Annotated in this window: 21 protein-coding genes; 19 read left to right on the plus strand and 2 right to left on the minus strand. The window is 48.9% G+C overall.

What is annotated here, in order from left to right; genetic code table 11:
• Positions 1–48: 48 nt before the first annotated feature.
• Positions 49–609: a phosphatase PAP2 family protein gene (locus AC50YG_RS16245; protein WP_494828055.1), complete on the minus strand. Its 561-nt coding sequence runs from the start codon at positions 607–609 to the stop codon at positions 49–51.
• A 191-nt stretch (positions 610–800) separates the two neighbouring features.
• Between AC50YG_RS16245 and AC50YG_RS16250 the strand changes: the two genes are divergently transcribed.
• The 6 genes from AC50YG_RS16250 to AC50YG_RS16275 all read left to right on the plus strand — a co-directional run bounded on the left by AC50YG_RS16250 (position 801) and on the right by AC50YG_RS16275 (position 5565).
• Positions 801–1982 (plus strand): glycosyltransferase family 4 protein, encoded by a 1182-nt coding sequence (locus tag AC50YG_RS16250; protein WP_494828056.1) that lies wholly within the window; start codon positions 801–803, stop codon positions 1980–1982.
• A gap of 339 nt (positions 1983–2321) precedes the next feature.
• Positions 2322–3560, plus strand: coding sequence for a glycosyltransferase family 2 protein (locus AC50YG_RS16255; protein WP_341278939.1), 1239 nt, complete (start codon positions 2322–2324; stop codon positions 3558–3560).
• A 240-nt stretch (positions 3561–3800) separates the two neighbouring features.
• Positions 3801–4382: a translation initiation factor IF-3 gene (gene infC / locus AC50YG_RS16260; RefSeq protein ID WP_341283046.1), complete on the plus strand. Its 582-nt coding sequence runs from the start codon at positions 3801–3803 to the stop codon at positions 4380–4382.
• 20 nt (positions 4383–4402) lie between these two features.
• Positions 4403–4603, plus strand: a complete 201-nt coding sequence (gene rpmI / locus AC50YG_RS16265) for a 50S ribosomal protein L35 (RefSeq protein WP_046232963.1) — start codon at positions 4403–4405, stop codon at positions 4601–4603.
• 50 nt (positions 4604–4653) lie between these two features.
• Positions 4654–5013, plus strand: coding sequence for a 50S ribosomal protein L20 (gene rplT, locus AC50YG_RS16270; protein WP_338552495.1), 360 nt, complete (start codon positions 4654–4656; stop codon positions 5011–5013).
• Between the two features lie 192 nt (positions 5014–5205).
• On the plus strand, positions 5206–5565 hold the full coding sequence (locus AC50YG_RS16275; protein ID WP_473760647.1) for a hypothetical protein: 360 nt from the start codon (positions 5206–5208) through the stop codon (positions 5563–5565).
• A gap of 33 nt (positions 5566–5598) precedes the next feature.
• Here AC50YG_RS16275 and AC50YG_RS16280 read toward each other — a convergent pair whose 3' ends face one another.
• Entirely contained in the window at positions 5599–6045 is a 447-nt protein-coding gene (locus AC50YG_RS16280) for a GNAT family N-acetyltransferase (RefSeq protein WP_494828057.1), read from the minus strand.
• Positions 6046–6553: 508 nt separating this feature from the next.
• Between AC50YG_RS16280 and ilvB the strand changes: the two genes are divergently transcribed.
• From ilvB to AC50YG_RS16345, 13 genes are all read left to right on the plus strand, one after another.
• The gene (gene ilvB, locus AC50YG_RS16285; protein ID WP_494828058.1) at positions 6554–8299 is read left to right on the plus strand and encodes a biosynthetic-type acetolactate synthase large subunit; all 1746 of its coding nucleotides are present in this window, start codon (positions 6554–6556) and stop codon (positions 8297–8299) included.
• Positions 8296–8781 (plus strand): acetolactate synthase small subunit, encoded by a 486-nt coding sequence (gene ilvN / locus AC50YG_RS16290; protein WP_341278935.1) that lies wholly within the window; start codon positions 8296–8298, stop codon positions 8779–8781. Before ilvB ends, ilvN begins: the two co-directional genes overlap by 4 nt.
• A 141-nt stretch (positions 8782–8922) precedes the next feature.
• Positions 8923–9915 carry a ketol-acid reductoisomerase gene (ilvC, locus tag AC50YG_RS16295; RefSeq protein WP_473760641.1) on the plus strand — a complete coding sequence of 331 codons (993 nt, stop codon included), beginning with the start codon at positions 8923–8925 and terminating at the stop codon, positions 9913–9915.
• A gap of 177 nt (positions 9916–10092) precedes the next feature.
• Positions 10093–11637, plus strand: coding sequence for a 2-isopropylmalate synthase (locus AC50YG_RS16300; RefSeq protein ID WP_494828059.1), 1545 nt, complete (start codon positions 10093–10095; stop codon positions 11635–11637).
• A gap of 196 nt (positions 11638–11833) precedes the next feature.
• Positions 11834–12916, plus strand: coding sequence for a 3-isopropylmalate dehydrogenase (leuB, locus tag AC50YG_RS16305; RefSeq protein ID WP_341278932.1), 1083 nt, complete (start codon positions 11834–11836; stop codon positions 12914–12916).
• A gap of 143 nt (positions 12917–13059) precedes the next feature.
• The gene (locus tag AC50YG_RS16310; RefSeq protein WP_046232972.1) at positions 13060–13605 is read left to right on the plus strand and encodes a peroxiredoxin; all 546 of its coding nucleotides are present in this window, start codon (positions 13060–13062) and stop codon (positions 13603–13605) included.
• A 173-nt stretch (positions 13606–13778) separates the two neighbouring features.
• Positions 13779–14195, plus strand: coding sequence for a hypothetical protein (locus AC50YG_RS16315; RefSeq protein ID WP_341278931.1), 417 nt, complete (start codon positions 13779–13781; stop codon positions 14193–14195).
• 123 nt (positions 14196–14318) lie between these two features.
• Positions 14319–15167: an RNA polymerase sigma factor SigI gene (gene sigI, locus AC50YG_RS16320; RefSeq protein WP_494828060.1), complete on the plus strand. Its 849-nt coding sequence runs from the start codon at positions 14319–14321 to the stop codon at positions 15165–15167.
• Complete coding sequence (locus tag AC50YG_RS16325) at positions 15167–16582, plus strand: anti-sigma-I factor RsgI family protein (protein WP_494828061.1); 1416 nt, start codon at positions 15167–15169, stop codon at positions 16580–16582. Before sigI ends, AC50YG_RS16325 begins: the two co-directional genes overlap by 1 nt.
• 132 nt (positions 16583–16714) lie before the next feature.
• Positions 16715–18094 (plus strand): ATP-binding protein, encoded by a 1380-nt coding sequence (locus AC50YG_RS16330; protein ID WP_494828062.1) that lies wholly within the window; start codon positions 16715–16717, stop codon positions 18092–18094.
• Between the two features lie 82 nt (positions 18095–18176).
• Entirely contained in the window at positions 18177–19694 is a 1518-nt protein-coding gene (locus AC50YG_RS16335; protein ID WP_494828063.1) for a leucyl aminopeptidase, read from the plus strand.
• A 208-nt stretch (positions 19695–19902) separates the two neighbouring features.
• The gene (locus tag AC50YG_RS16340) at positions 19903–21258 is read left to right on the plus strand and encodes an MFS transporter (RefSeq protein ID WP_473760631.1); all 1356 of its coding nucleotides are present in this window, start codon (positions 19903–19905) and stop codon (positions 21256–21258) included.
• Between the two features lie 174 nt (positions 21259–21432).
• A complete protein-coding gene (locus AC50YG_RS16345; protein ID WP_473760630.1) occupies positions 21433–23265 on the plus strand; it encodes a PAS domain S-box protein in 1833 nt (610 codons plus the stop codon).
• Positions 23266–23357 lie beyond the last annotated feature (92 nt).

Consider the following 23357-nt stretch of genomic DNA (forward strand, 5'->3'; position numbering starts at 1 on the left):
ATTAACAATCCCCGTAAAAAAAACGGGCAAAAGCCAAATACAGCTAGGTTACATGGCAGTAACCCAGCTGTATTGTACGGCGAATGCCGTGACCGTGCCTATAAATGCGCCGACAATAACGTCGGAAGGATAATGCAGCCCCAGGTACATCCTCGACCAGCCTACCGAAACGCCTATAATCGCAGCAATTGGAATCGTAATGACCAGTAGGACGCCGCTCGTAAGCACGATTGGGATGAGCCAGGCGAATATCGCTGTCGTATGCCCGGATGGAAATGACGAATCGACAAGCGGTTTGTGGCTCGTGGTCAAGCCTTCAAGCGCTTGATACGGGCGCAGCCTTTTGAACCAGCGTTTGACTACAAAAACGGGGAGATGGCTAATGACGACGGTTATGAAGCATTGCCAGCCGGTTGCGTTCCATGGTGATGGAGCGATCAAAGCAAATAGCAGAGAACTGGACAGGGTAAACGTCGCGCCTCCCATATGTGTAATGACGCTGAGCCATTTTCCAAGCCAGCGGTGCAGGCGCTTATGTCCCCGCCTACTGTTCGCCCAGACAATGAGCTGCTGCTCGCGCACTCTCAGCCATCCTAACAATTGTTTCATTCCAATCCTCCTGTATAAGTGTGGCGGTTTTCCACTCTAAAGATAGTACCATGTTTTGAGCCCCTGTACGCATACAATTTGTAAAAATCCAGATTAATGTTCCGTTCATACTGTGTTGATTACCCGATAACATACCTTCCTTACAATAATAGCCGATAGCATTCAAGAGTAAAGGCGAAGGAGGCGTATGAATGAGACTCGCGCTTTTTACCGATACCTATGAGCCGGAACGAAATGGCGTTGCCCGTTCGCTTGGCCGCTGGAAAGCCTTTTTGCAGCGCAGAGGGGTAGAGTGCTTGGTGCTGGCACCGGAGCGCTCGATCTTTGACTCCAAGGCGGCTATGCAGGCAAGCTCTGTAGAGCGCTTTGCCAGCCTGCCGTTTTTTCTCTACCCGGAGTGCCGCTTGGCGCTGCCTAATCCGCTGCATCTTCGCCATGCCCTGCATGAATTTAGCCCCACCCTCATCCATGTAGCTACCCCATTCAACCTTGGCTTATGCGGCATTCATTATGCCCGCAGACATCAAATTCCGCTGATCGCATCTTATCACACTAATTTTGATCAATATTTGCCGTTTTATAATTTGCAATGGATGGTAAAGATGTTAAGTAGGTATATGGAGTGGTTTCATCACGACTGCAAAAAGATATTTGTGCCTTCCACATCTACACTGCAGGATTTGACCAGGAAAGGATGGGATGCGGAGCGGCTTTCCGTGTGGAGCCGGGGTATAGACACGAGCTTGTTTCATCCCCGGGTTAACCGGGAGCAGCTGCTGGCGCAGCATGACATAAACAACGAATGTTTTGTCGTTTTTTATGCAGGAAGGCTTGCGCCGGAGAAAGATGTCGAAACAGCAATTGAGGCTTTCTCCTCATTCCAAAAGCAAACAAATGCACAAGTAAAGCTGGTGCTGGCGGGTGACGGTCCTTCGTCAGAGGTGCTGCAGCAGCAATGCGCAAGAAGCGGCGTAGCTGCAACCTTCCTTGGCTTTCAAACGTCAGAGGAGCTGCAGAGGTGGTACGCTGCTGCTGATCTTTTTCTATTTCCGTCGGCGACGGAAACGTTCGGCAATGTTGTGCTTGAGGCGATGGCATGCGGCACACCTGTCCTTTGTGCGAACAAGGGCGGCGTGCTCGATTCCGTCTCTCATGGACTGAACGGAATGCTGTGCGAGGCGGGAAGTCCGGCAAGCTTTGCTGCTGCACTTGCGCTTCTGCACGAGGATGAGGAGCGCAGAAGAAATTTGGGCATCAGTGCAAGATTATTCAGTCTCCGAAAGTCTTGGGATACGATTTTTGATGGTCTTCTTGCGGAATGCGAGTGGCAGTCCGCGCAGGGGAGTTCACCAGTCAGCCACATTATGAGATAAATTTAACGGAAACATTTTCGCGTTTTTTATCGTAAGTAAGGTCAGAAGTGCTAAAAATTCAGCAAATGGATGAAAATAAGGGTGACGCGCCGCAAAAGGAGGTAATGCAGTCATTGGTTAACCATGGTAGCGCTTTTCCGGCTGGAAAACGCTCAATTGAGCTTTTGACAAAAGGAAGCAATGTGTGGAGAATCAAGTAAGGTCAGGGACGCTTTCAGAAAAGCGCCCGTAAACAAGAGAGATATAAAATAACCGCCTGAACGATGAACGTATGCTTGGTCGGCTGCGCCACTCAATTTGGCAAATCAAAAAAAGGGGTCTCAAGGGGGCAGTACCTAAATGTTCAATTCAATTATGTTTGTTGTGCAAATTTTATTTGCAATGCTTGGCCTGTATCAATTGTTTCTGACGTTTTTCGGATGGCATCGCAGAAAAGAGGATTTGTCGCATAAGCCGCAAAAGTCTTTCGCTTTGTTAATCGCCGCTCATAACGAAGAGCAAGTAGTTGGAGCCTTAATCGAGAATTTGCAAAAAATGAAATACCCGCGCGAGTTGTACGATATTTTCGTCATCTGCGACAACTGCACGGACGGAACCGTCGACGTTGTAAAAAGCTATGACGGCGTATACGCCTGCGTTAGAGAAAATCCGACCCAACGCGGTAAAGGCTTCGCGGTGGAATGGATGCTTAAAGAACTGTGGCAAATGCCACGCAGCTATGATGGCGTTGCGATTTTCGATGCTGACAATCTCGTGGCAACGGACTTCCTGCAATATATGAACAATGATCTGTGCAACGGCTTCCAGGTTGTACAAGGTTATCTGGATACGAAAAACCCGAATGACTCTTGGGTCAGCTCGGCTAATGCCATCAACTACTGGTTCTGTAACCGTCTATGGCAGCTGCCGCGTACGAATCTAGGGCTTGCGAACTTTCTCGGCGGTACGGGCATGGTGTTTGATTCCAAGCTGCTGCAGGAAATGGGCTGGGGAGCTACGAGCCTTGTTGAGGATTTGGAATTTACCGTTCGCTGTATTAAGCGCGGCATTTACCCGAAATTCAACTTTGAAGCTAAAGTATTCGACGAGAAGCCGATTACGTTCCAAGCTTCTGCCCGTCAGCGCCTGCGCTGGATGCAAGGCCACTTTGATGTAACGCGCAAGCATATGCTGCCGCTGCTGTGGCAGGGCATCAAGGATCGCAGCTGGACGAAGATTGACGCTGCTTTGTATGTCTTTAATGCTTACAATTATCTCGCGGGCTTCTTTATAGCCGCTATCATTTGGGGCGATATCTTCCTTTCGGGAGGAGAGCGGGTAACATCCGTTTACAATATGCTGCCGATTTGGGTGTCCATCCCGTATATGCTTTACATTTTCATTCAAATTCCGCTGTCTATGTACTTGGCCAAAGTAAACTGGAAGCTGTACCTGCGCATTCCGACGTTCTTGCTTTTCACCCTGTCGTGGTGGCCAATTACGGTTCATGCCTTCTTTACGCAAAACAACAAGAAGTGGAGCCATACGCAGCATACCCGCGTCATCCGGCTTGAGGAAGTTCAGAGCAAGCAGCTTTAAAACCGGATTTATGTAAGAGGGTCACAATATGACTTTAAAAGTGTTGACACTGCACTTTCGGCTGTGATATAGTAAGTCGGTAGTGTTTAGGAAACAAATGATGAAATACTGTAACGCACAAGCAGAAGCACCCGCTTCTCACCTTTCGGCTCGCGCTGACCGGTTTGCGATAATCGACTAAGCTTATCTTTTGTGTCTCCTTGTGAGATGAAGGGAACAGCAGCAAACAACGGTTATGGGATGCGGGTTCAATTGAGCCTGTATCCCTTTTATTATGCAAGTATACTCTTTTGGAGGTGGCACGTTATTAGCAGAGAACATCAAATCAATGATGAAATCCGGGCCAGAGAAGTACGTTTAGTTGGTGCGGAAGGCGAGCAAATCGGTATTAAACCCATTCGTGATGCCTTGCAAATGGCCATAGACTTAAGCCTGGATCTGGTGAACGTAGCACCGACGGCTAAACCGCCGGTATGCCGGATTATGGATTACGGAAAATTCCGCTATGAGCAGCAAAAGAAAGAAAAAGAAGCTCGGAAAAACCAAAAGATCGTTGATCTTAAGGAAGTTTGGTTCCGTGCAAACATCGATGAGCACGATTATCAAACGAAATATCGCAATGTTGTGAAATTTTTGGGTGAAGGCGATAAAGTTAAAGCTTCTGTCCGGTTCCGTGGTCGTGAAATTGCGCACGCGTCGCTTGGTCAAAAGATCTTGGATCGTCTCGCTCAAGAGGTTGCCGAAATATGCAGCGTAGAACGCGCTCCTAAGCTGGAAGGCCGGAGCATGATTATGATTTTGGCACCAAAAAGCAACACTTAATTTAAGGGAGGATAATTGACATGCCTAAAATGAAAACACACAGCAGTCTGAAAGACCGTTTCAAAATTACGGGTACTGGTAAAGTAAAGCGTTATAAAGCTTACAAAAACCACTTGCTTTCCCACAAATCCGGACGCCAGAAGCGCGTTCTTGCTGGTCAACCACTGATGGCTGCTGGCGACGTTAAACGCCTGCAACAAGGTCTTAACAATCTTAAATAAGCACGTTTTGCAATAAATACTAATTAGAAACTTTCAGGAGGTCAACACTCATGGCAAGAGTTAAAGGCGGATTTGTCCGCACTCGTCGTCGCAAAAGAATTTTGAAACTGGCAAAAGGTTATTTCGGCTCGAAGCATCGCCTGTTTAAAACAGCGAAGGAGCAAGTAGGCAAGTCCTTGATGTATGCTTACCGCGACCGTCGCAACAAAAAACGTGACATCCGCAGACTGTGGATCGTTCGTATCAATGCAGCAGCTCGTATTAACGGACTGTCATACAGCAAATTCATGTACGGTTTGAAGCTTGCTGGCGTTGAAGTAAACCGCAAAATCCTTGCTGACCTGGCTGTTAACGATCTCGCTTCGTTCAACTCCCTTGCTGGCGTGGCTAAACAAAAAATCAACGCTTAGTAACTGAAGCGTTATAGATGAGGCTGTCCCTTAGGGGGCAGCCTCATTATGATTTATAAAGCTTATTCGTTCCTTGCTTCGATTGGGGGTGTGTACATTTAAACGTCTAATTCCGGCGGCAGAGGACAAACAAACAGGCGGCTGCTTCTTTCCTGAATAAACTAAAGAACAACGGGAAAGGAGGGATTTTGCATGGGTAACATTACCAAAGAGCAGGCGCGTAAGCTCGCGGGCAAATCCATCTATGCAGTACGCAAGGACGGCTCTGTCGTTACGGGCAAGCTCGTTCGCATCCAGGGCAACAAGCTGACGCTTGCGCCAATTGGCAAAGACAAGGGCAAGTCGGTCAAAACAAAGGCGCTGCTGCCTCTAGTTCTGTTTGATTTGCTGGCAATCGGCACACTTCCATTCTTCGGAGCGGGCTTCGGTGGCGGCTTTGGCGGCGGCTACGGTGGAGGATATGGCGGTGGTTACGGAGGTGGCTATGGTGGCGGTTACGGCGGCGGCCAATGCTGTCCGAACCAAGGCTACAACTATGGTGGCTACTACTAAGTATTAAGTGGAAGAGGGCTGCTGTTTTCAGTATTAAGCAAGCTCTTTGATCATTTCGTAGCAGCGAAGCTCGGGATAATATCGAATGGTCTGATATCCGAGCTTCGTATAAAAATGACGGGCCTTATCGTTGATTTGATCAACGAACAGGCGTCCCATCGTACAGGAAGCTGCCATGCCATGAGCTTCGGCTGCTGCCATCAGCTTTGTGCCGCAATGGCGGTTGCGATGCTGGGGATGCACGGCAAGCATGGAAAACATCAGAATGTCGCCCACCGTTTCAAAATGGATAAAGCCATAGGGCACAGCTGTTTTTCCTGCTGCTGCAACATAGGTTACGCCGCGGCGAAGGCGCAGAGGCAGCTCGCGTATGACTGTGGCGTCATGTTGATGAGTCGTCCATGATAATGGCATAAGCTCTGATTTGATGAGTCTGATGATTTCTTCATCATCGGTTCGGGCGTTGCGCTCTCGTATCATTAAGATCATTCCTGACTGCATGAGTTTGCCGAAGGGTGGCTATTCTAATATATGAAGCGGGGCTGTGCCGTGCGCCCTATTTTCGCTAATATGCTGTTACGGTTTCTTCTTGACTAACGAATGATGTCAGCTTATAATAAAGAAAGTCTTATTCAAACATATGTCATCAGCAATGATGAGGACGAAGTGTTAAGGGCTCTTTTGCTCAGAGAGCGGATGGATCAGCTGCAACCATCGCCAAAACCCCTTTTCTACGAGCTCACCTCGGAGCTGTTTTCCTGAAAAGCACGTCAAGTGGTTATTAGGGAAAATCGCAGGGCACGCGTTACAGTGCTAAAGGTATGGACGGTCAGTGCGCACACGTTCTTACCTGTGGAGGTTATACATCGCAAGATGTGTAACGAATTTGGGTGGTACCACGGAAGTTAAACCTTTCGTCCCTCGATGCTTCTTCTAGAAGCAGGAGGAGCGAAAGGTTTTTTTGTTGTTTTCGAGAGGAGGATGACCGATGGTCACGCAAAATGCAACACTGAAGTCAAAAGAAGAATTAATGGAGAAGCTGAGGCAGCCAGAAGTAATTACGGGTTCTGAAATTTTACTTCGCAGCTTGGTGCTGGAAGGCGTCGATTGCGTATTCGGGTATCCGGGTGGCGCAGTGTTGTACATTTACGATGCGATGCACGGTTTCTCTGATTTCAACCACGTGCTTACCCGCCATGAACAAGGTGCAATCCACGCAGCCGATGGTTATGCTCGCGCAAGCGGCAAGGTAGGGGTTTGTATTGCTACCTCGGGCCCTGGCGCCACCAACCTGGTAACGGGTATTGCTACCGCTTATATGGATTCGGTTCCGTTGGTTGTCATTACTGGTAACGTCATATCGAGCCTGATTGGAACCGATGCGTTCCAGGAAGCTGATATTACAGGCATTACGATGCCGATTACGAAGCACAGCTATCTGGTACGGGATGTAGATGATCTGGCCCGTATTATTCATGAAGCTTTCCATATTGCTAATACAGGACGCAAAGGACCTGTTCTTATTGATATACCGAAAGACATTTCAGCTAACAAGACGTTGTTCAAGCCGGTAACGGATGTCAGCATTCGCGGTTATAGCCCAACTGTATCGCCGAACAAGCTGCAGGTGGACAAAATGATTAAAGCGATCACGGAAGCGGAGCGTCCGCTTATCCTTGCAGGCGGCGGCGTTATTTACTCCGGCGGGCATGAAGAGCTGCATGAGTTTGTGAAGAAAACCGATATTCCGATTACGACAACGCTGCTTGGCCTAGGGGCGTTCCCAAGCGGAGATGACTTGTTCCTCGGCATGCCAGGTATGCACGGCACCTATACAGCGAACAAATCGATTCAGAAGGCCGATTTGCTGATTAATATCGGCGCTCGTTTTGATGACCGAGTAACGGGCAAGCTGTCTGGGTTTGCGCCGCATGCGAAGATCATTCATATCGATATCGACCCTGCCGAAATCGGCAAAAACGTGCCAACCGATATTCCGATTGTAGGCGATGTGAAGACAGTGCTGCAAATCGCGAATTTGCAGGCTAAGCGTGCTGACAAAGCGGATGCATGGCGTGCTGAGCTGCTGGCTTCGAAAACACAATATCCGTTCAGATACAAGGATTCGGAAGATGAGCTGAAGCCGCAATGGGTCGTGGAAATGCTGCACGAGACGACGAACGGCGATGCTATTGTAACAACGGACGTTGGCCAGCATCAAATGTGGGCAGCACAGTTTTACAAGTTCAACAAGCCGCGTTCATGGGTAACCTCCGGCGGCCTTGGAACAATGGGCTTTGGTTTCCCTTCGGCAATCGGTGCTCAGATGGCGAACCCAGACCGCCTTGTTATTTCAATCAATGGCGATGGCGGCATGCAGATGTGTGCGCAGGAGCTGGCGATTTGTGCAATCAACAAGATCCCAGTCAAGGTTGTTATTTTGAACAATCAGGTGCTGGGAATGGTGCGCCAGTGGCAGGAGCTGATTTACGATAATCGCTACAGCCACATTGACCTTTCGGGCAGCCCGGACTTTGTGAAGCTGGCGGAAGCGTATGGTGTGAAAGGCTTCCGCGCGACAAACAAGGAAGAAGCAAAAGCAGTATGGGAAGAGGCACTGCGTCACCCTGGTCCTGCCGTTGTGGAGTTTGTCGTTCGCAAAGAAGAAAATGTATACCCGATGGTCGCACAAGGTAGCACGATCGACGAAATGATCATGGGGGATGCGGAATGATTAAACATACAATCGCAGTAATCGTTAACGACCAGCCTGGCGTTTTGCAGCGTGTGTCCGGTTTGTTCGGCCGCCGCGGCTTCAATATTGAGAGCATCACAGTGGGTACGAGCGAAGAGGTTGGCCTGTCCCGCATGGTCATCGTCACATCTGGCGATGAGCAGACGCTTGAGCAAATTACGAAGCAGCTTTATAAGCTTATTGATGTTATCAAAGTCATTCATCTTAGCTCTAACCCTATTGTTGCTCGCGAGCTGGCGCTTATTAAGGTAAGCGCCGAGCCTGCGACGCGTCCGGAAATTTTCGGCGTAGTCGAAACATTCCGCGCAGCAGTTGTGGATATTGGCACTCATTCCGTTATGGTACAGGTTGTTGGCGATACCGAGAAGATTGATGCAATGGTTGAATTGCTGAAGCCTTACGGCATTCGCGAGCTGTCCCGCACCGGTGTAACGGCGCTGAACCGCGGCAATAGCCGCTAACGCTTGAACGCAAGCTTTACTGAAAAATAGGGATTCACCCCGCTTTGAGCGGGAGTTTAAGCGGAGAACCGCGGCTAGTCGCGTCATTCTCTACTTAAACACCCGTTCAAAAGGGTCAAAATAAAGGAGGCAATTATTCACATGGCAGTTACATTGTATTATGAAAAAGACGCTGATCAAAGCGTACTTCAAGGTAAAACGATCGCAGTAATCGGTTACGGTAGCCAAGGTCACGCACAAGCGCAAAACCTTCGCGACAGCGGACTTAAAGTTATCATCGGCCTACGTCCGGGTAAATCCGCTGACACAGCAAAAAAAGACGGTTTCGAAGTATTGACCGTTGCTGAAGCAACTAAAGTAGCAGACCTTGTTCAAATCCTGCTGCCTGACGAAACACAAGCACAAGTATACAACGAGGAAATCGCACCGAACCTGAAAAAAGGCGCGGCTCTGATGTTCTCCCACGGCTTCAACATTCACTTCGGCCAAATCAAGCCGAGCAAAGATACAGACGTATTCCTGGTTGCTCCTAAATCGCCAGGCCACATGGTTCGCCGTACGTATGAAGAAGGCTTTGGCGTACCGGGCTTGATCGCAATCGAGCAAGATGCTTCCGGCAATGCAAAAGCAATCGGTCTTGCTTATGCTAAAGGTATCGGCTGTACACGTGCAGGCGTTATCGAAACAACTTTCAAAGAAGAAACAGAAACAGATCTTTTCGGTGAGCAAGCTGTTCTTTGCGGCGGCGCATCCGCACTTGTACAAGCTGGTTTTGAAACGCTTGTTGAAGCTGGCTACGCTCCGGAAATGGCTTACTTCGAGTGCTTGCACGAGCTGAAGCTTATCGTTGACATGATGTATGAAGGCGGCATCTCCTCGATGCGCGATTCCATCTCCAACACAGCTGAATACGGCGACTATGTAACGGGTCCTCGCATTGTAACAGCTGAAACGAAAAAAGAAATGAAGCGCGTATTGGAAGATATCCAATCCGGCCGTTTCGCTCGCGATTTCATCCTGGAAAACAAATCAGGACAAGCAATGATGAACGCTACTCGTCGCAACGAGGCAGCTCATCCAATCGAGCAAACAGGCAAACAGCTTCGTGAGCTTATGCACTGGATCAAGAAATAATATTTTTTAACTTGGGCGTATCTTCAAATAGGTGTTTAACCTTGCGAAGATGCGCCCCCATAGCATGAAGCGATGAAGACATAATCCCGGTTCACCGGCGGAGGAGCTGCGCGCAGGCGCAGTCTCAGGGCTGTCCGTGCGTACCGGGATCATTCTGTTCCCGGAGGTGCAAGGAAAATGCGTAAAATTTATATTTTTGACACAACATTGCGTGATGGGGAGCAGTCTCCAGGCGTCAACCTGAACACGAAGGAAAAGGTGGAAATCGCGCTCCAACTGGAAAAGCTGGGCGTTGACCGGATTGAAGCTGGTTTTCCTGCGGCATCGCCCGGTGATTTGGCAGCGGTTAATGCGGTAGCGACAGCTGTCAAAAATGCAACGATTATCGGCCTGTCGCGCTCGCGCGAGCAGGATATTGACGCGGTACGTGAAGCGCTTAAAGGCGCGCAGGACCCGTGCATCCATCTATTCCTGGCGACAAGCCCGATTCACCGCAAGCACAAGCTGCGGATGGAGAAGGAGCAAGTGCTGGAAACAGCAGAGCGCGCTATTCGTTATGCGAAGAAATATTTTGATAAAGTCGAATTCTCGCCTGAAGATGCTGGGCGCACAGAGCTTGATTTCCTTTGCGAAGTAACGGATATGGCGATTCGCGCGGGAGCGACAGTCGTTAATATTCCGGATACCGTCGGTTATTTGAATCCGCAGGAATTCGGCAACATCTTCAAAACGCTGAAGCAAAACGTTCCGAACATCGAGACGATCCAGCTCAGCGCGCATTGCCATGATGATCTGGGCATGGCAACAGCCAATGCACTGTCTGCTATACTTAATGGCGCCGATCAAGTAGAGGGTACGATTAATGGTATCGGCGAACGCGCCGGAAATACCGCAATCGAGGAAATTGCCCTTGCGCTTGCAACGCGTGCCGATTATTTTGGCGCGACGACGACGCTGAACCTGAAAGAAATTGCCAAGACGAGCCGCTTGGTGAGCAAGCTGACGGGCATGGTTGTACCAGGCAACAAAGCGATTGTAGGCGCCAATGCCTTCGCGCATGAGTCCGGCATTCATCAGGACGGCATGCTCAAGGAAAAAACAACGTATGAAATCATCTCGCCGGATACAATCGGCCTAAGAGAGTCCTCGCTCGTACTCGGCAAGCACTCTGGCCGTCACGCATTCCGCGAGAAGCTGATTGATATGGGCTATGAGCTGGATGAAGAAGCGGTGAACGTGGCCTTCGCCAAGTTCAAAGACTTGGCTGACCGCAAAAAGAATGTCACCGACGAAGATATTCGTGCATTTTTGGAAGAAAAGCTCATTGATACGCCGGAAGTATTTACGCTTGAGACGATTCAAGTGAGCTACGGCAACCAATCGACGCCTAGCGCTTCGGTTATTATCCGCCAAGCGGATGGAAGCGTTAGCGAAGGAACAGCGGAAGGCAATGGCTCGGTTGACGCGATTTACAATGCGATCGACAAAGTGACTGCGGAAGCTGTGGAGCTTGAGGATTATTCGATCAAATCGGTATCCCAAGGCAAGGATGCACTTGGCGAGGTGCATGTTGTACTGAACCAAAACGAAGTATCTGCGCAGGGCCGCGGCCTTAGCACCGATATTTTGGAAGCGAGTGCACGTGCCTACATCGACGCGCTCAACCGACTCATTGAGAAACGCAAATCGCCAAGCCGTCGCGATAAAATGAGCTTGATTTAGTTAGCTTAGGGGGAGCGGAAGCTCCTCCTTTATTTGATTTTGCTATGAGCGATATGCGTGTCCAATAGCCTTTATAAGCATTGCCTATAAAGACCATAGATTTTATATCTTTGTTTTCGGCTCTGAAATATGGTACAAATGATAACAGAATGAGAATAGCTCATCCGAGCTCAAAAATAAGGAGTGTTACACAACAATGTCAGAAGTTAAAAAAATTGCAGTAGTTGCCGGCGACGGTATTGGTCCAGAGGTTGTAGGCGAAGCGCTTAAAGTATTGAAAAAAGTAGAAGAGCTTTATGGCTATCAGTTCGAAACCGAGCACGGCCTGTTCGGCGGAATTGCCATTGATGAAAAAGGAACGCCATTGCCGCAGGAGACGCTTGATCTTTGTAGAAATGCTGACGCTGTATTGCTCGGCGCTGTTGGCGGCCCGAAATGGGACAACAACTCGAAGGAGCTTCGTCCTGAGACTGGCCTTCTCGGCATTCGCAAGGCGCTGGGCCTGTTCTCCAACATTCGTCCGGCAACTGTATTTGACTGCTTGAAAGAGGCTTCCACGCTTAAGCCAGAAGTGCTGGAAGGCACTGACCTGATCGTTGTGCGCGAGCTGACAGGCGGCATCTACTTCGGCGAAAAATTCCGTCGTGAAGGAGCAGGCGGCGAAGAAGCGGTTGATACTTGCGTATACAATGTACAAGAGATTGAGCGTATCGTTCGCCAAGCGTTTGACATTGCGATGACTCGCAGCAAGCGTCTGGCTTCCGTTGATAAAGCAAACGTGCTGGAAACTTCCCGTCTGTGGCGCGAAGTGGTTAACCGGATCGCTCCTGAATACCCAGAGGTTGAGCTGGAGCATGTGCTTGTAGACAACTGCGCAATGCAATTGCTGCGCCGTCCATCTAGCTTTGACGTTATCGTAACGGAAAACATGTTTGGCGATATTTTGAGCGATGAAGCAGCCATGCTGACAGGTTCCATCGGCATGCTTTCCTCCGCTTCGCTCGGCGAAGGCAGCTTCGGCCTTTACGAGCCGGTACACGGTTCCGCACCTGACATTGCTGGACAAGGCATTTCGAACCCAATCGCAACAATTCTTTCGGTTGCATTGATGTTCCGTCTGACTTTCGGCTACCACGATGCAGCGAAAGCGATTGAGGATGCTGTTAAAGAAGTGCTGGATGCAGGACACCGCACAGGCGATATCGCGGTTGACAAGAGCAAAGCGATTGGCACAACGGCAATGGGCGATTTGATCATTGCAGCGCTGAAAAAAGCTTAATTATAATAATTATAAAAAAATATTGAATACAATCTTGACTTCAATATAATCTAGTGATAATATTTATCAATAGATAGCGATATTCACCGATGCTAATGCATCGATACATGCTCATCATTAAAACTCAAGGAGGATTTCAAATTATGGCAGAACGTTTGGTAGGTTACCCAGCTCCAGATTTCACAGCAGAAACAGCAATCGGTGATGGTTCCGGTTTCGGCAAAGCATCCCTTGCAGACTACAAAGGCAAATGGTTGGTATTGTTCTTCTATCCACTTGACTTCACTTTTGTTTGCCCAACTGAAATTACAGCTTTGAGCCTTGCTGCTGCTGAGTTCAAGAAGCTTAACACTGAAATTCTTGGTGTGAGCGTAGACAGCCAGCACAGCCACAAAGCATGGATTAATACATCCGTTAACGATAATGGTCTTGGCAAGCTTGAGTTCCCTCTTGCTGCTGATATCACGAAGAAAATCGCTAAAGATTATGGCGTTCTGATTGAAGAAGAAGGCATCGCGCTTCGCGGCCTGTTCATCATCGATCCAGAAGGCGAAGTTAAATACCAAGTCGTTAACCATAACGATGTTGGCCGCAGCGTAGACGAAACGCTTCGCGTATTGCAAGCTTTGCAATCCGGCGGACTTTGCCCAATGAACTGGAAGCCAGGTCAGCAAACGCTGTCTGTTTAATCCAAATCGACTTCTCATTAGCAGAAGCCTGAGACGAAGAGCCCGTGCCAAATATTGGCATGGGCTTTTCTATTTCGCAAAAAGCAGGAATTGTACAGGTGTAAAGCGAATAAGTTTATGTCAAACGAAACGTGCTTGCTGCGAACTGGCAACAGCTAAGGAGGTCGTCGTCGATGAGTTTTTGTTGTGGAGCTAGTATGATTGGTACCAAAGGGACATTAAAGCATTTTCGGACACATATCCATAACGTGCCTATTTTGTTCTGCCCGGTATGTAACCGTGTGGAAATTCACCACTTGGTAGAAAATGAGTATGAAATATTGGCTGAATACGCACATGGAGACGGCGCCGCTGAGGTTGATTTTCAGGAGTATGTGGAGCAAGAAGGCAAGGCACTGCGGGAAAATTGCGTGAATCATGAAAGCGAAGATCCGATGGACGTCGTACTGAGTCAAATTGACATATCGCTTGATTTGCTCAGCTTTGCGAAACAAATTGACGACATCGCATGGCAAGGTGAATTAAAGAAGCGTCTGGCTATATTAAGCAGTCGGCGCAATAAGCTTAAAGAGCGGCGAACATCAGTCTAAAATGAATCATTTTATGAAATGTGGCCTCCGTTTGGGGGCTTTTTCATTTTTCTCATAAATTTCGGGGCCTACCCCCTCAAGCAACACAGATTGACCGAAAACTATGAATGAGAGGTGGAACGGTTGCTACTTGTATTATTCAAGCGTTTCTTGCGGAAAACCGTGCCCACCGACACCGTAGAAGCGAACACGAAGGAACCATTATTAAAAAATACGAAAACAAAGCCATCCCTGACGCCGGAGCAGACGGTTCTGCAAATTCAGCAAGGAGACGCGCTGCTGCGGGAGCGGTTTATTGCAAGCTATAAGCCATACATTGCAAAAGTGACAAGCCGCTTCTGCAAACGTTATGTTAATGCGAGCAGGGATGATGAATATAGCGTGGCCTTAATCGCCTTTAACGAGGCCATTAGCCAATTTTCGCCGGAGTCTGGCAAGTCCTTTCTCGGTTTTGCCGAGACGGTCATCAGACGCCGTCTAATTGACTATGTGCGCCGTGAGCAGCGGCATCTATCGTCAGTTCCATATAGCACGTTCGAGCGTTTAGACGATGAGGAGCAGCTTTACAATCCTGTTGAGCTGAAGCAGGCGCTGGCCGCTTATGAGCTGAACAGTACGGCGGATGAGCGCCGGCTGGAGATGGGCGAATTTAATCAGGAGCTGCTGAAATACGGCGTATCGTTCGCCGAGCTGGTCGAAGCTTCACCCAAGCACGCGGATTCACGCAAAATGCTGATGCGTACAGCAGCAATATTAGCGGAGGATGCCGCAATGTTTGGCCAATTAAAGCTGACGGGCAAGCTGCCGGTCAAAGCATTGACGGAGGCGAGCGGCTTGTCCCGCAAGACGATTGAACGCAATCGCAAATATATGATTGCCATTGCATGTATTTTAAGGGGAACGTACCCGTTTTTGAGAGATTACCTGGATCTGGACGATTGGCAGCGAGAAGCGAGCAAGGAGGCAGAATGATGAACCGTGGCGTCGTAATGCAGATACAAAAGAATAGGGCAGTTGTGCTGACGGCGGATGGCAGATTCATCAATACCGAGCTTCCTCGCAACGTTCAGGTTGGCGATGAAATTGTGATCCAGCAGGAGGAGAGGGCAAGGCGCAGGAGACCCAAAGCGCTGCTGTGGAGATCCGGAGTGGCTGCGGCTATCGTGCTGCTTATTTTGCCTGTGCTGCTGTATGTTCAGAGCGGCAAACATCCCGTAGTGGCCTATTTCAGCATGGACATCAATCCAAGCATTGAAATCGGCATTGACAGCCGTGAGCAGGTGCAGGAGCTTCATGCGTTCAATGAGGCGGGCAAGCAGGTCATCGCCGGAGTGTCCTACAAAAATAAATCGCTTGCGCTGGTTACAACGGCTATTATGCAAAAAATTGCGGGCATGCACTATTTTGACGATAAGGTGCAGGATATTGTAGTTACGAGCGTAGTCGTTGGCGGTGATGATCCGCAGATGGATGTGTTATTTTCGACTAAGCTTAATAAGGCTTTGACAGATATGGTCGCGGAAGGGCATATGCAGGCGGCTGTAGAAATTCTGACGCTGTCCGCCCCGGTAGAGCTGCGGGATGCGGCGGAGGCATACGGCTTGTCCTCCGGCAAGATGGCGGTTTATTTGATGGCCAAGGATGAAGGTTATGCTCTTGAGCTGGAAAACTTCCAGCAGCATTCCATCAGCATGATAGCCGAGCCGCTTGGCGGTGTAAAAACGATTGTGAAGCATGCTGATAAAACGACCAAAGAAAGCCTGAGAAGCTTGCTTGAGGCGGAGACAAAGCAAGAGGCGGTGCAATCCTCCTCCGTACCGGTTGTGGATAGCGCTTCTGCTGAACCAGCAGCTACTCCAACTCCCACGCCTGTTCTTGTAAGCTCAGTGACGAACGCTGAGGCTTCTTCGAAGCCAGCAGAGACAGCTACACCGAAGCCTAAGCCGACTGCTGGGGCAGCTGTCAAGGAGACACCAGCCAAACAGAAGGATAACGAAAAAAACGGACAGCATGGCAAGGATAATGAGAAAGACAAAGTTAAGGATAAGGATAACAACAAAGACAATGAAAAAGATAAGAATAAAGACAAAGATAAGAACAAAGATAAGGATAAAGACAAAAACAAACATAAAAACAAGGATAAGCACGAAAACAACCAGGTAAACAAAGATGGAAGTAAAGATAAAAACAACGGTAAAAATAAAAACGATGACAGAAACAATAGCCATAAAGATATTAAAGACAGGGATACGGGCAAAAATAAAGACAAGGACAATTGCAAGAAGAACAGCGGGGAAAATAAAGGGACGACCATTTGGGACGACCAAAAACGTTTTAGCTATCGAACAAACGTGGAAAATACATACAGCTGGCAGAGGTCTGCTTAGGATTCGTCCAAATCATTGCAAAAATACCATTTTTCGACAAATATTCTCATTGACATGAAGGACATCCAAAATCTATGATGAGTATAGCTTGAATTAGCGTTGTCCATTGATGCTGCCGGGGGGGAGTAGAGGATGCAGATGATGCGAAAGCGTTATTTCCCGGCACTTGCCGAATACATACGAAGTGATAAGGAAAGTTCTCTTTATCAAGCAGCAGAGCTAGGCAAAGAGTTAACGGGAATTCAACTTGATGATGTCATTGCGATCCATGAGGATTGCATGCAGACATTAGTATCGAATGTGGACTCGGAAGAAGCAGTCAAATTGTACAATCGTTCGTTCATTTTTTTAATCGAATTTATGGTTGCTTATCGTTCTCATTTGCTGGCGAATCAAACCAATGATCAGAAGTTTACGGAAATGAGGGAAATGCTGCTACGTTCCAATCGTTCATTTGAAATGGTCAAAAATAAGTATGAAAATGTGCTGCAGCATATGGACAGCGGCATCGCATTATTTGACAGTGAAGGCATCTTGACATTCATTAATTTGCAAATGGCGAAGCATCTAGACATTCCCCGCAAAACGCTGGTGGGCTGCAATTTGCCTGAAATTTTGCGGCATCCGCAGCTAAGCCGGTATACCCGGAAAATGGTTTTACGACTGTACAAGGAAATGCTGCTTCGGCGCATGCGGAATTATGAGTTTCAGGATAGGGATGGCAATCATTTACTCGTAACGGTCACCTACGGCGATCAGCTTGAAGGTGATTTTCTATTCAGCGTCAAAGATGTGTCGGAGTATAAGCAGATTGAGCAAACGGCTTTGCAAAATGACAAGCTAGCCATGCTTGGTCGAATTGCGGCTGCCATCGCACATGAAATTCGCAATCCGCTGACGTCGATACGCGGTTTTATCCAGCTGCTGCGCCCGTATTTGCTGCAAATGGGCAAAGAGGAATATGCCCGAATTATTTTAGCCGAAATCGATCGTGCCAATGATATTATTTATGAGTTTCTGAACTCGTCCAAGCCATCAGCTCCATTAAAGAAAGCGTTTTCTATTAATTTACTACTTAAAGAAGTTGCGCTGCTTACGGAGAGCGAGGCGCTTATGCGCAATTGTCAGATCGAGCTGCAGCTCGAAGGGGATGAATATGCGCTCATCGCTTCGATCGACATGAAGCAGATTAAGCAGGTCATTCTCAACATTGTGAAAAATTCGCTCGATGCGGTAGCGGAACGGAAAAGCGATGATATCGGTATTATTGAGCTGTCAACGAGAGCCGATGGTTCTTATGTGGAGATTACGATGAAGGATAACGGGAAAGGCATGGATAAGGCAACGCTGACTCGATTGTTTGATCCTTTTTTTACGACCAAGGAAGAAGGGACAGGCCTTGGCTTATCCGTCAGTTACCGGATTATCCGCAATCATGGGGGCTCTATTCGCGTCGAAAGCGTCGTAGGCAGCGGCACATCATTCATTATTTATTTGCCATTAGCGGAATAAATGATTAGAATCGGGGGTATGCCCCCCGATTTTTTTTTCATCTTTATGGCGGGAGGCGCCAAAAGGAGAGGAATGATTGACCATGAGTACATTATTTACATACGGAACGCCAGGTGCTGAACCAATAGATGCAGTCGTTCGTTTCATTAGCGCGCGTGAGCTTAGCGATCCTTCAGCCGAATGGCTGCTGCCGCAAATTGATCAGGCTATTCGCAGCCTGTTTGCCAAAGGGCTGTTCAAGGGAGAGGCGGAGCAAGCTCATGTCATGCAGACGCTTAGCTTGTATCCTGCTGCCGAGCATGTAATAGCGGTCGGCTATGAGGAGCAATCTGGCGCAGACGGCTTGCGTGTTGCAGCGGCAACGGCGGCAAGAGCATTGAAGCGCATAAAAGCGCAGTCGGTGCATGTGGTGCTGCCGCTGTCAGCGGTGAAAGCGGAAGGACTTTCCCAGCAGCAAGCGGCTCAGGCGCTGACTGAAGGGCTGAAGCTGGCGGTGCATGACCGCCTGCCAGAGAAACGTGAAGCGAAGACGCGTTATGCAATCGGTAAAGTGTATTTCTCCATTGCTGGGACTGAAGCGCAAGGTGCTGCTTCTGATTTCAGCGAGCAATGGATCGCAGGAATTACACGCGGCGTTGCCTGTGCCGATGGCGTAATCAGCGCCCGTGATTTGACGAATATAGCGGGCAATAAGCTCGTGCCGGAAGGACTTGCTGCGTATGCCGAGGAGCTTGCCCGGCAGTATGATTTTGACATTGAGATTATCGACGAGTGGACGGCAGCCGAGCAGGGCATGGGCGGCTTGCTTGGCGTTGGCCAAGGCAGCATCAACCCGCCACGCATGATTGTGCTGCATTATAAGGGTGCGCCAGGCGATCAGGCAACTTGGGGCCTAATTGGAAAAGGCATCACCTTTGATACTGGCGGCATTTCGCTCAAGCGGGCGCCTGGCATGGAGGAAATGATTGCCGATATGGGCGGCGCAGCGGCCGTGCTTGGCGCTATGCAGGCGATTGGCGAGCTCAAGCCGGCAGTAAACATTATTGCGGTCATTCCATCGGCGGAAAATATGCCTTCGGATCGCGCGCTTAAACCGGGCGATGTCATTACGATGATGAACGGCCTGACGGTGGAAGTGGTGAATACCGATGCCGAAGGCCGGCTGGTGCTTGGAGATGGGCTCACGACGGCCATTCGCCGTGGAGCAACGAAGCTGGTGGATGTCGCGACGCTGACAGGCGCGGTATCGGTGGCGCTCGGCTCACAAGCGACGGGAGCAGTGACGAACCATGATGGGCTGATGCAGCAGGTGCGCGAAGCATCTGAGCGGGCAGGCGAGCGCGTATGGCAGCTTCCGGCCTATCCGGAATATAAGAAGCAAATTCGGAGTGAAGCGGCCGATTTGAAAAACAGCGGCGGCCGTGAAGCGGGTACCATTACCGGCGGATTGTTCATTGGCGCTTTCGCTGAGGAGCTCCCTTGGGTTCATCTCGATATTGCGGGCGTGTCGTTCCGCGAGTCGGCGAAGGTGCTGGAGCCGAAAGGCGGCACAGGCGTTATGGTGCGTACGCTCGTCGAGCTGATGTACGCTAAGGTGTAAGTAAAGCGCAGGTGAAGCGGGTATCGATGGACAGCAGTAAATGGGCTTAAACTAAAGCAACGACCGAAGCAGAGGGCGATCCTCGGCTCCGGTCGTTGCTTCTCTTTTTCCATCTTCCTACATTCGAAAAAAATAAATAGCATAACCAACTACGTAAATGTTACTATATATAAAAAATAAAGCAGTGGATGAGGAGTTTTGAAGCAGCATGAATAACGGAGAAGCAGGCCTGAAAAAAGAAGGTCTGGTCATTTTAATACTTAGCTTTGCTTTAACGCTGGTCGTAATGAATACAATGATGTTTAATCTGGCGCTGCCGGATGTGGAGAAGCAATTTTCCCTCACGGCGATTGCGACCTCATGGATCGTAACCGGTTATTCCATTATGTTCGCGATTGCTTCCATTACGTACAGCAGGCTTTCCGATTTTATACCGATGAAGCTATTGTTTCTCATTGCGCTTTCTTCCCTTAGCGTGGCTTCGATTATTGGATTTTTCAGCAATAGCTTTATATTGCTTATGGCGGCACGTCTTATTCAAGCAACCGGAGCAGGAGCGATTGCCGCGCTTGGCATCGTACTCGTTACACGGTTTATTCCCGCTGACCGCCGCGGCCGGGCAATGGCGCTTATTATGTCGGCAACGTCACTTGGGCTTGGTCTGGGGCCGGTTATCGGCGGTGTGATCGTCGAATATTTGGGCTGGCATTATTTATTTGCAGTTACGGCTATTATGATTGTGCTCATTCCCATGTTCTACAAAATGATTCCGGCCGAAAGCCGCAAAAGCGGCACGTTCGATGTAGCGGGAGCTTTGCTCATCGGCATCGGAACGACGGGACTCCTGCTTGCGTTGACTAGCAGAAGCCTGATCGCCTTAATCATTGGTATTGTCGCAGTAGCCTTATTCTGGTGGCGAATCCACAAGGCTAACGATCCATTCGTTCAGCCGGATCTGTTCCGCAATAAGCCTTACATGCTGCTCGGCATGTTGGGCGTTACCTCATACATGAACAACTTCGCCGCGTTATTTCTCGTTCCACAGGTGCTTGCTGGCGTGTATCATTTAACACCTGCCCAGTCCGGCTTGATCGTATTCCCAGGCTCACTGGCGACGATGGTTGCCTCAAGATACATCGGCAGTACGATTGACCGCCTTGGCAATCGTTTCTTTATTCGTCTGGCGCCGATCGGCCTGCTCATCGCCTCGCTCGCCCTTGCTTTTAGCGCGGTGCATTCGTATTGGGCGATTCTCATTATCTATATGCTGCTTAGTGTAAGTTTCTCTGCCTTAACGAGCAGCGTATCCAATGAGATGTCGAGGCTGCTGCCGCAAAAGGAAATTGGAGCGGGAATGGGATTGTTCCAGCTTGCCCAGTTTTTCAGCGGCGCATTGACTGCCGCTTTGATAGGCAGCGCCATCGTATGGCAGGCACAGCTGGCGAAATCAGAGGCCTTCAATCATATTTTATGGGGCATGTCCGTTATTGTGCTGGGCACGGTCGTCAGTTCGCTGCTTTACACACGCAGTGCTGCTCGTAAGGCTGCCCGTCAAGCAGCATAATACGTGTCGTGAAACCTATCACGTCTTTCTAATTTTTTATAAAAGAGTAAACGTATTACAGGGAGGAATATATTTATTTTCCAATAAATCTAGATGTACTAGCAGGGAAGTTAACAACCAATGTTGAATTTACAAATTATGAGGACGGAATAGGGCTGAAAGTGGAGGGTTCGGATGAGCGACTATGTAAGTGCGGACTTGTATCATACCTATATGAACTCCATTTGGGAAGAGACAACAGATGGTATTGTTATTGTCGATTTGCAGCGCATCGTGCTGGATGTCAATCCAGCTTTTGAACAGATGTACGGCTGGACGAAGGAGGAGCTGGTAGGCAGGAAGCTTCCCGTCGGTCCAGCTCATCTGTATAAGGAGTTTGCCAGGCTATACGATCAGGTGATTGAGGGCAAGAAGGTAGCCGCAGCGGAATACCCCAAGCTATGCAAGAACGGCAAGCATCTGCATGTGAGCATTACCCTGTCGGCTGTTCGAGACAGCAGCGGCAAGATAACCGGAATCGTGGCCATTGAGCGGGATATTACGAAACGAAAGCATACCGAGAAGGCGCTTCGGGAGACGGAGCAGCTTTACAGCCATCTGACGCAAAATGTGCTAGCCGGCGTTTTTGTCAGGCAGGATCGCAAAATTGTATATATTAACTCCTATATGTCGGCCATGCTCGGCTACACGAGAGAGGAATTTGTTACGCTGAAAACCGCTGACTACATTGATGCGATTGAGCTGTTCACCATTAAGCGGCAGGTAGCGGAAATTTTGATCAAAAAGCGTGAGCCACGCTATACCGTTACCGTACGCGGCAAGAAGAAGGATGGCGGCTTCGTTTATTTGGAGGTCAATCTCTCGCTCATTATGTACAAAGGCAGAACGGCGATGCTGGGCTCAGCCAAGGATGTGACCTCATCGGTTGCGCTTGAGCGTTCCTTGCGGGAAAGCGCCGAGATGTACCAGCGTGTCATGAAGCTGCTGCCAGAGCCGATTGTGCTAAGCGATCACGGGATTATTATTTACGCCAACAATTCGGCAATCAAGCTCGTTGCGGCCGATGACAAAAACGAAGTGATCGGGCATTCGATATTTGAATATATTCATCCTGACTATCATGAGGAATCGCTGAGAAAGATGGACCTCTTTATGTTCGAGGAGGAGCCGAGCCAGTTTGAGGAGCGGCAAATTATATGCAGAGATGGGCAAACGATAGATGTTGAAATGTCGAGCATTCGCATTAATAACTATATGGGAAAACGGGTTATTTTAACGGTAATCCGGGATTTAACCGATCGCAAGCGATCTGAGGATATGCTGGTGCGCTCCGAGAAGCTTTCTGTTATCGGTCAGCTTGCTGCGGGCGTTGCCCATGAAATTCGCAATCCGCTAACGGCGCTCAAGGGCTTTACGCAATTGCTGAAAACCAAAAACGAAGGTTATGGCTCATATCTCGATATTATGTCCAATGAGCTGGATCGAATTAACTTAATCGTCAACGAGTTTATGACTTTAGCGAAGCCGCATTTTACCAGATTCAACGATGAGAATTTGGTACATATTTTGCGCGGCGTTATTTCGGTGCTGGAAACACAGGCGATTATGACGAATGTGGATATTGAGACGCAGGTGGAAGACAGCCTAATGATGATTCATGCGGATGCCAATCAGCTCAAGCAGGTATTCATTAATGTCATCAAAAATGCGATCGAAGCGATGCCTGATGGCGGCCGCGTTACGATTGCCATTCGCTCAAACGTTCCTGACAGCGTTTGCTTGACCATCCGCGATGAGGGGATCGGGATGACCGACTCTATTATTGGGAAAATTGGACAGCCCTTTATTACGACAAAAGAAAAAGGCACGGGCCTTGGGCTGATGATCAGCTCCAGAATTATTGAGGCCCATCATGGTACACTACATATCGTTAGTCGACATGGCGAAGGCACGGAGGTACAAATTACGCTGCCGCTGGCTAAGCCTGCAATCGCAGAAATAAATTAATTTTGCCCTGTTCCCTCATTCATACTAAGCGCAGCTTGCTTGGCTAATGCTGTTCTTTGTAACCTTCAGTCTCGCGCCTACCCGCGAAGTGC

It is taken from the genome of Paenibacillus sp. J31R34 (assembly GCF_059383715.1).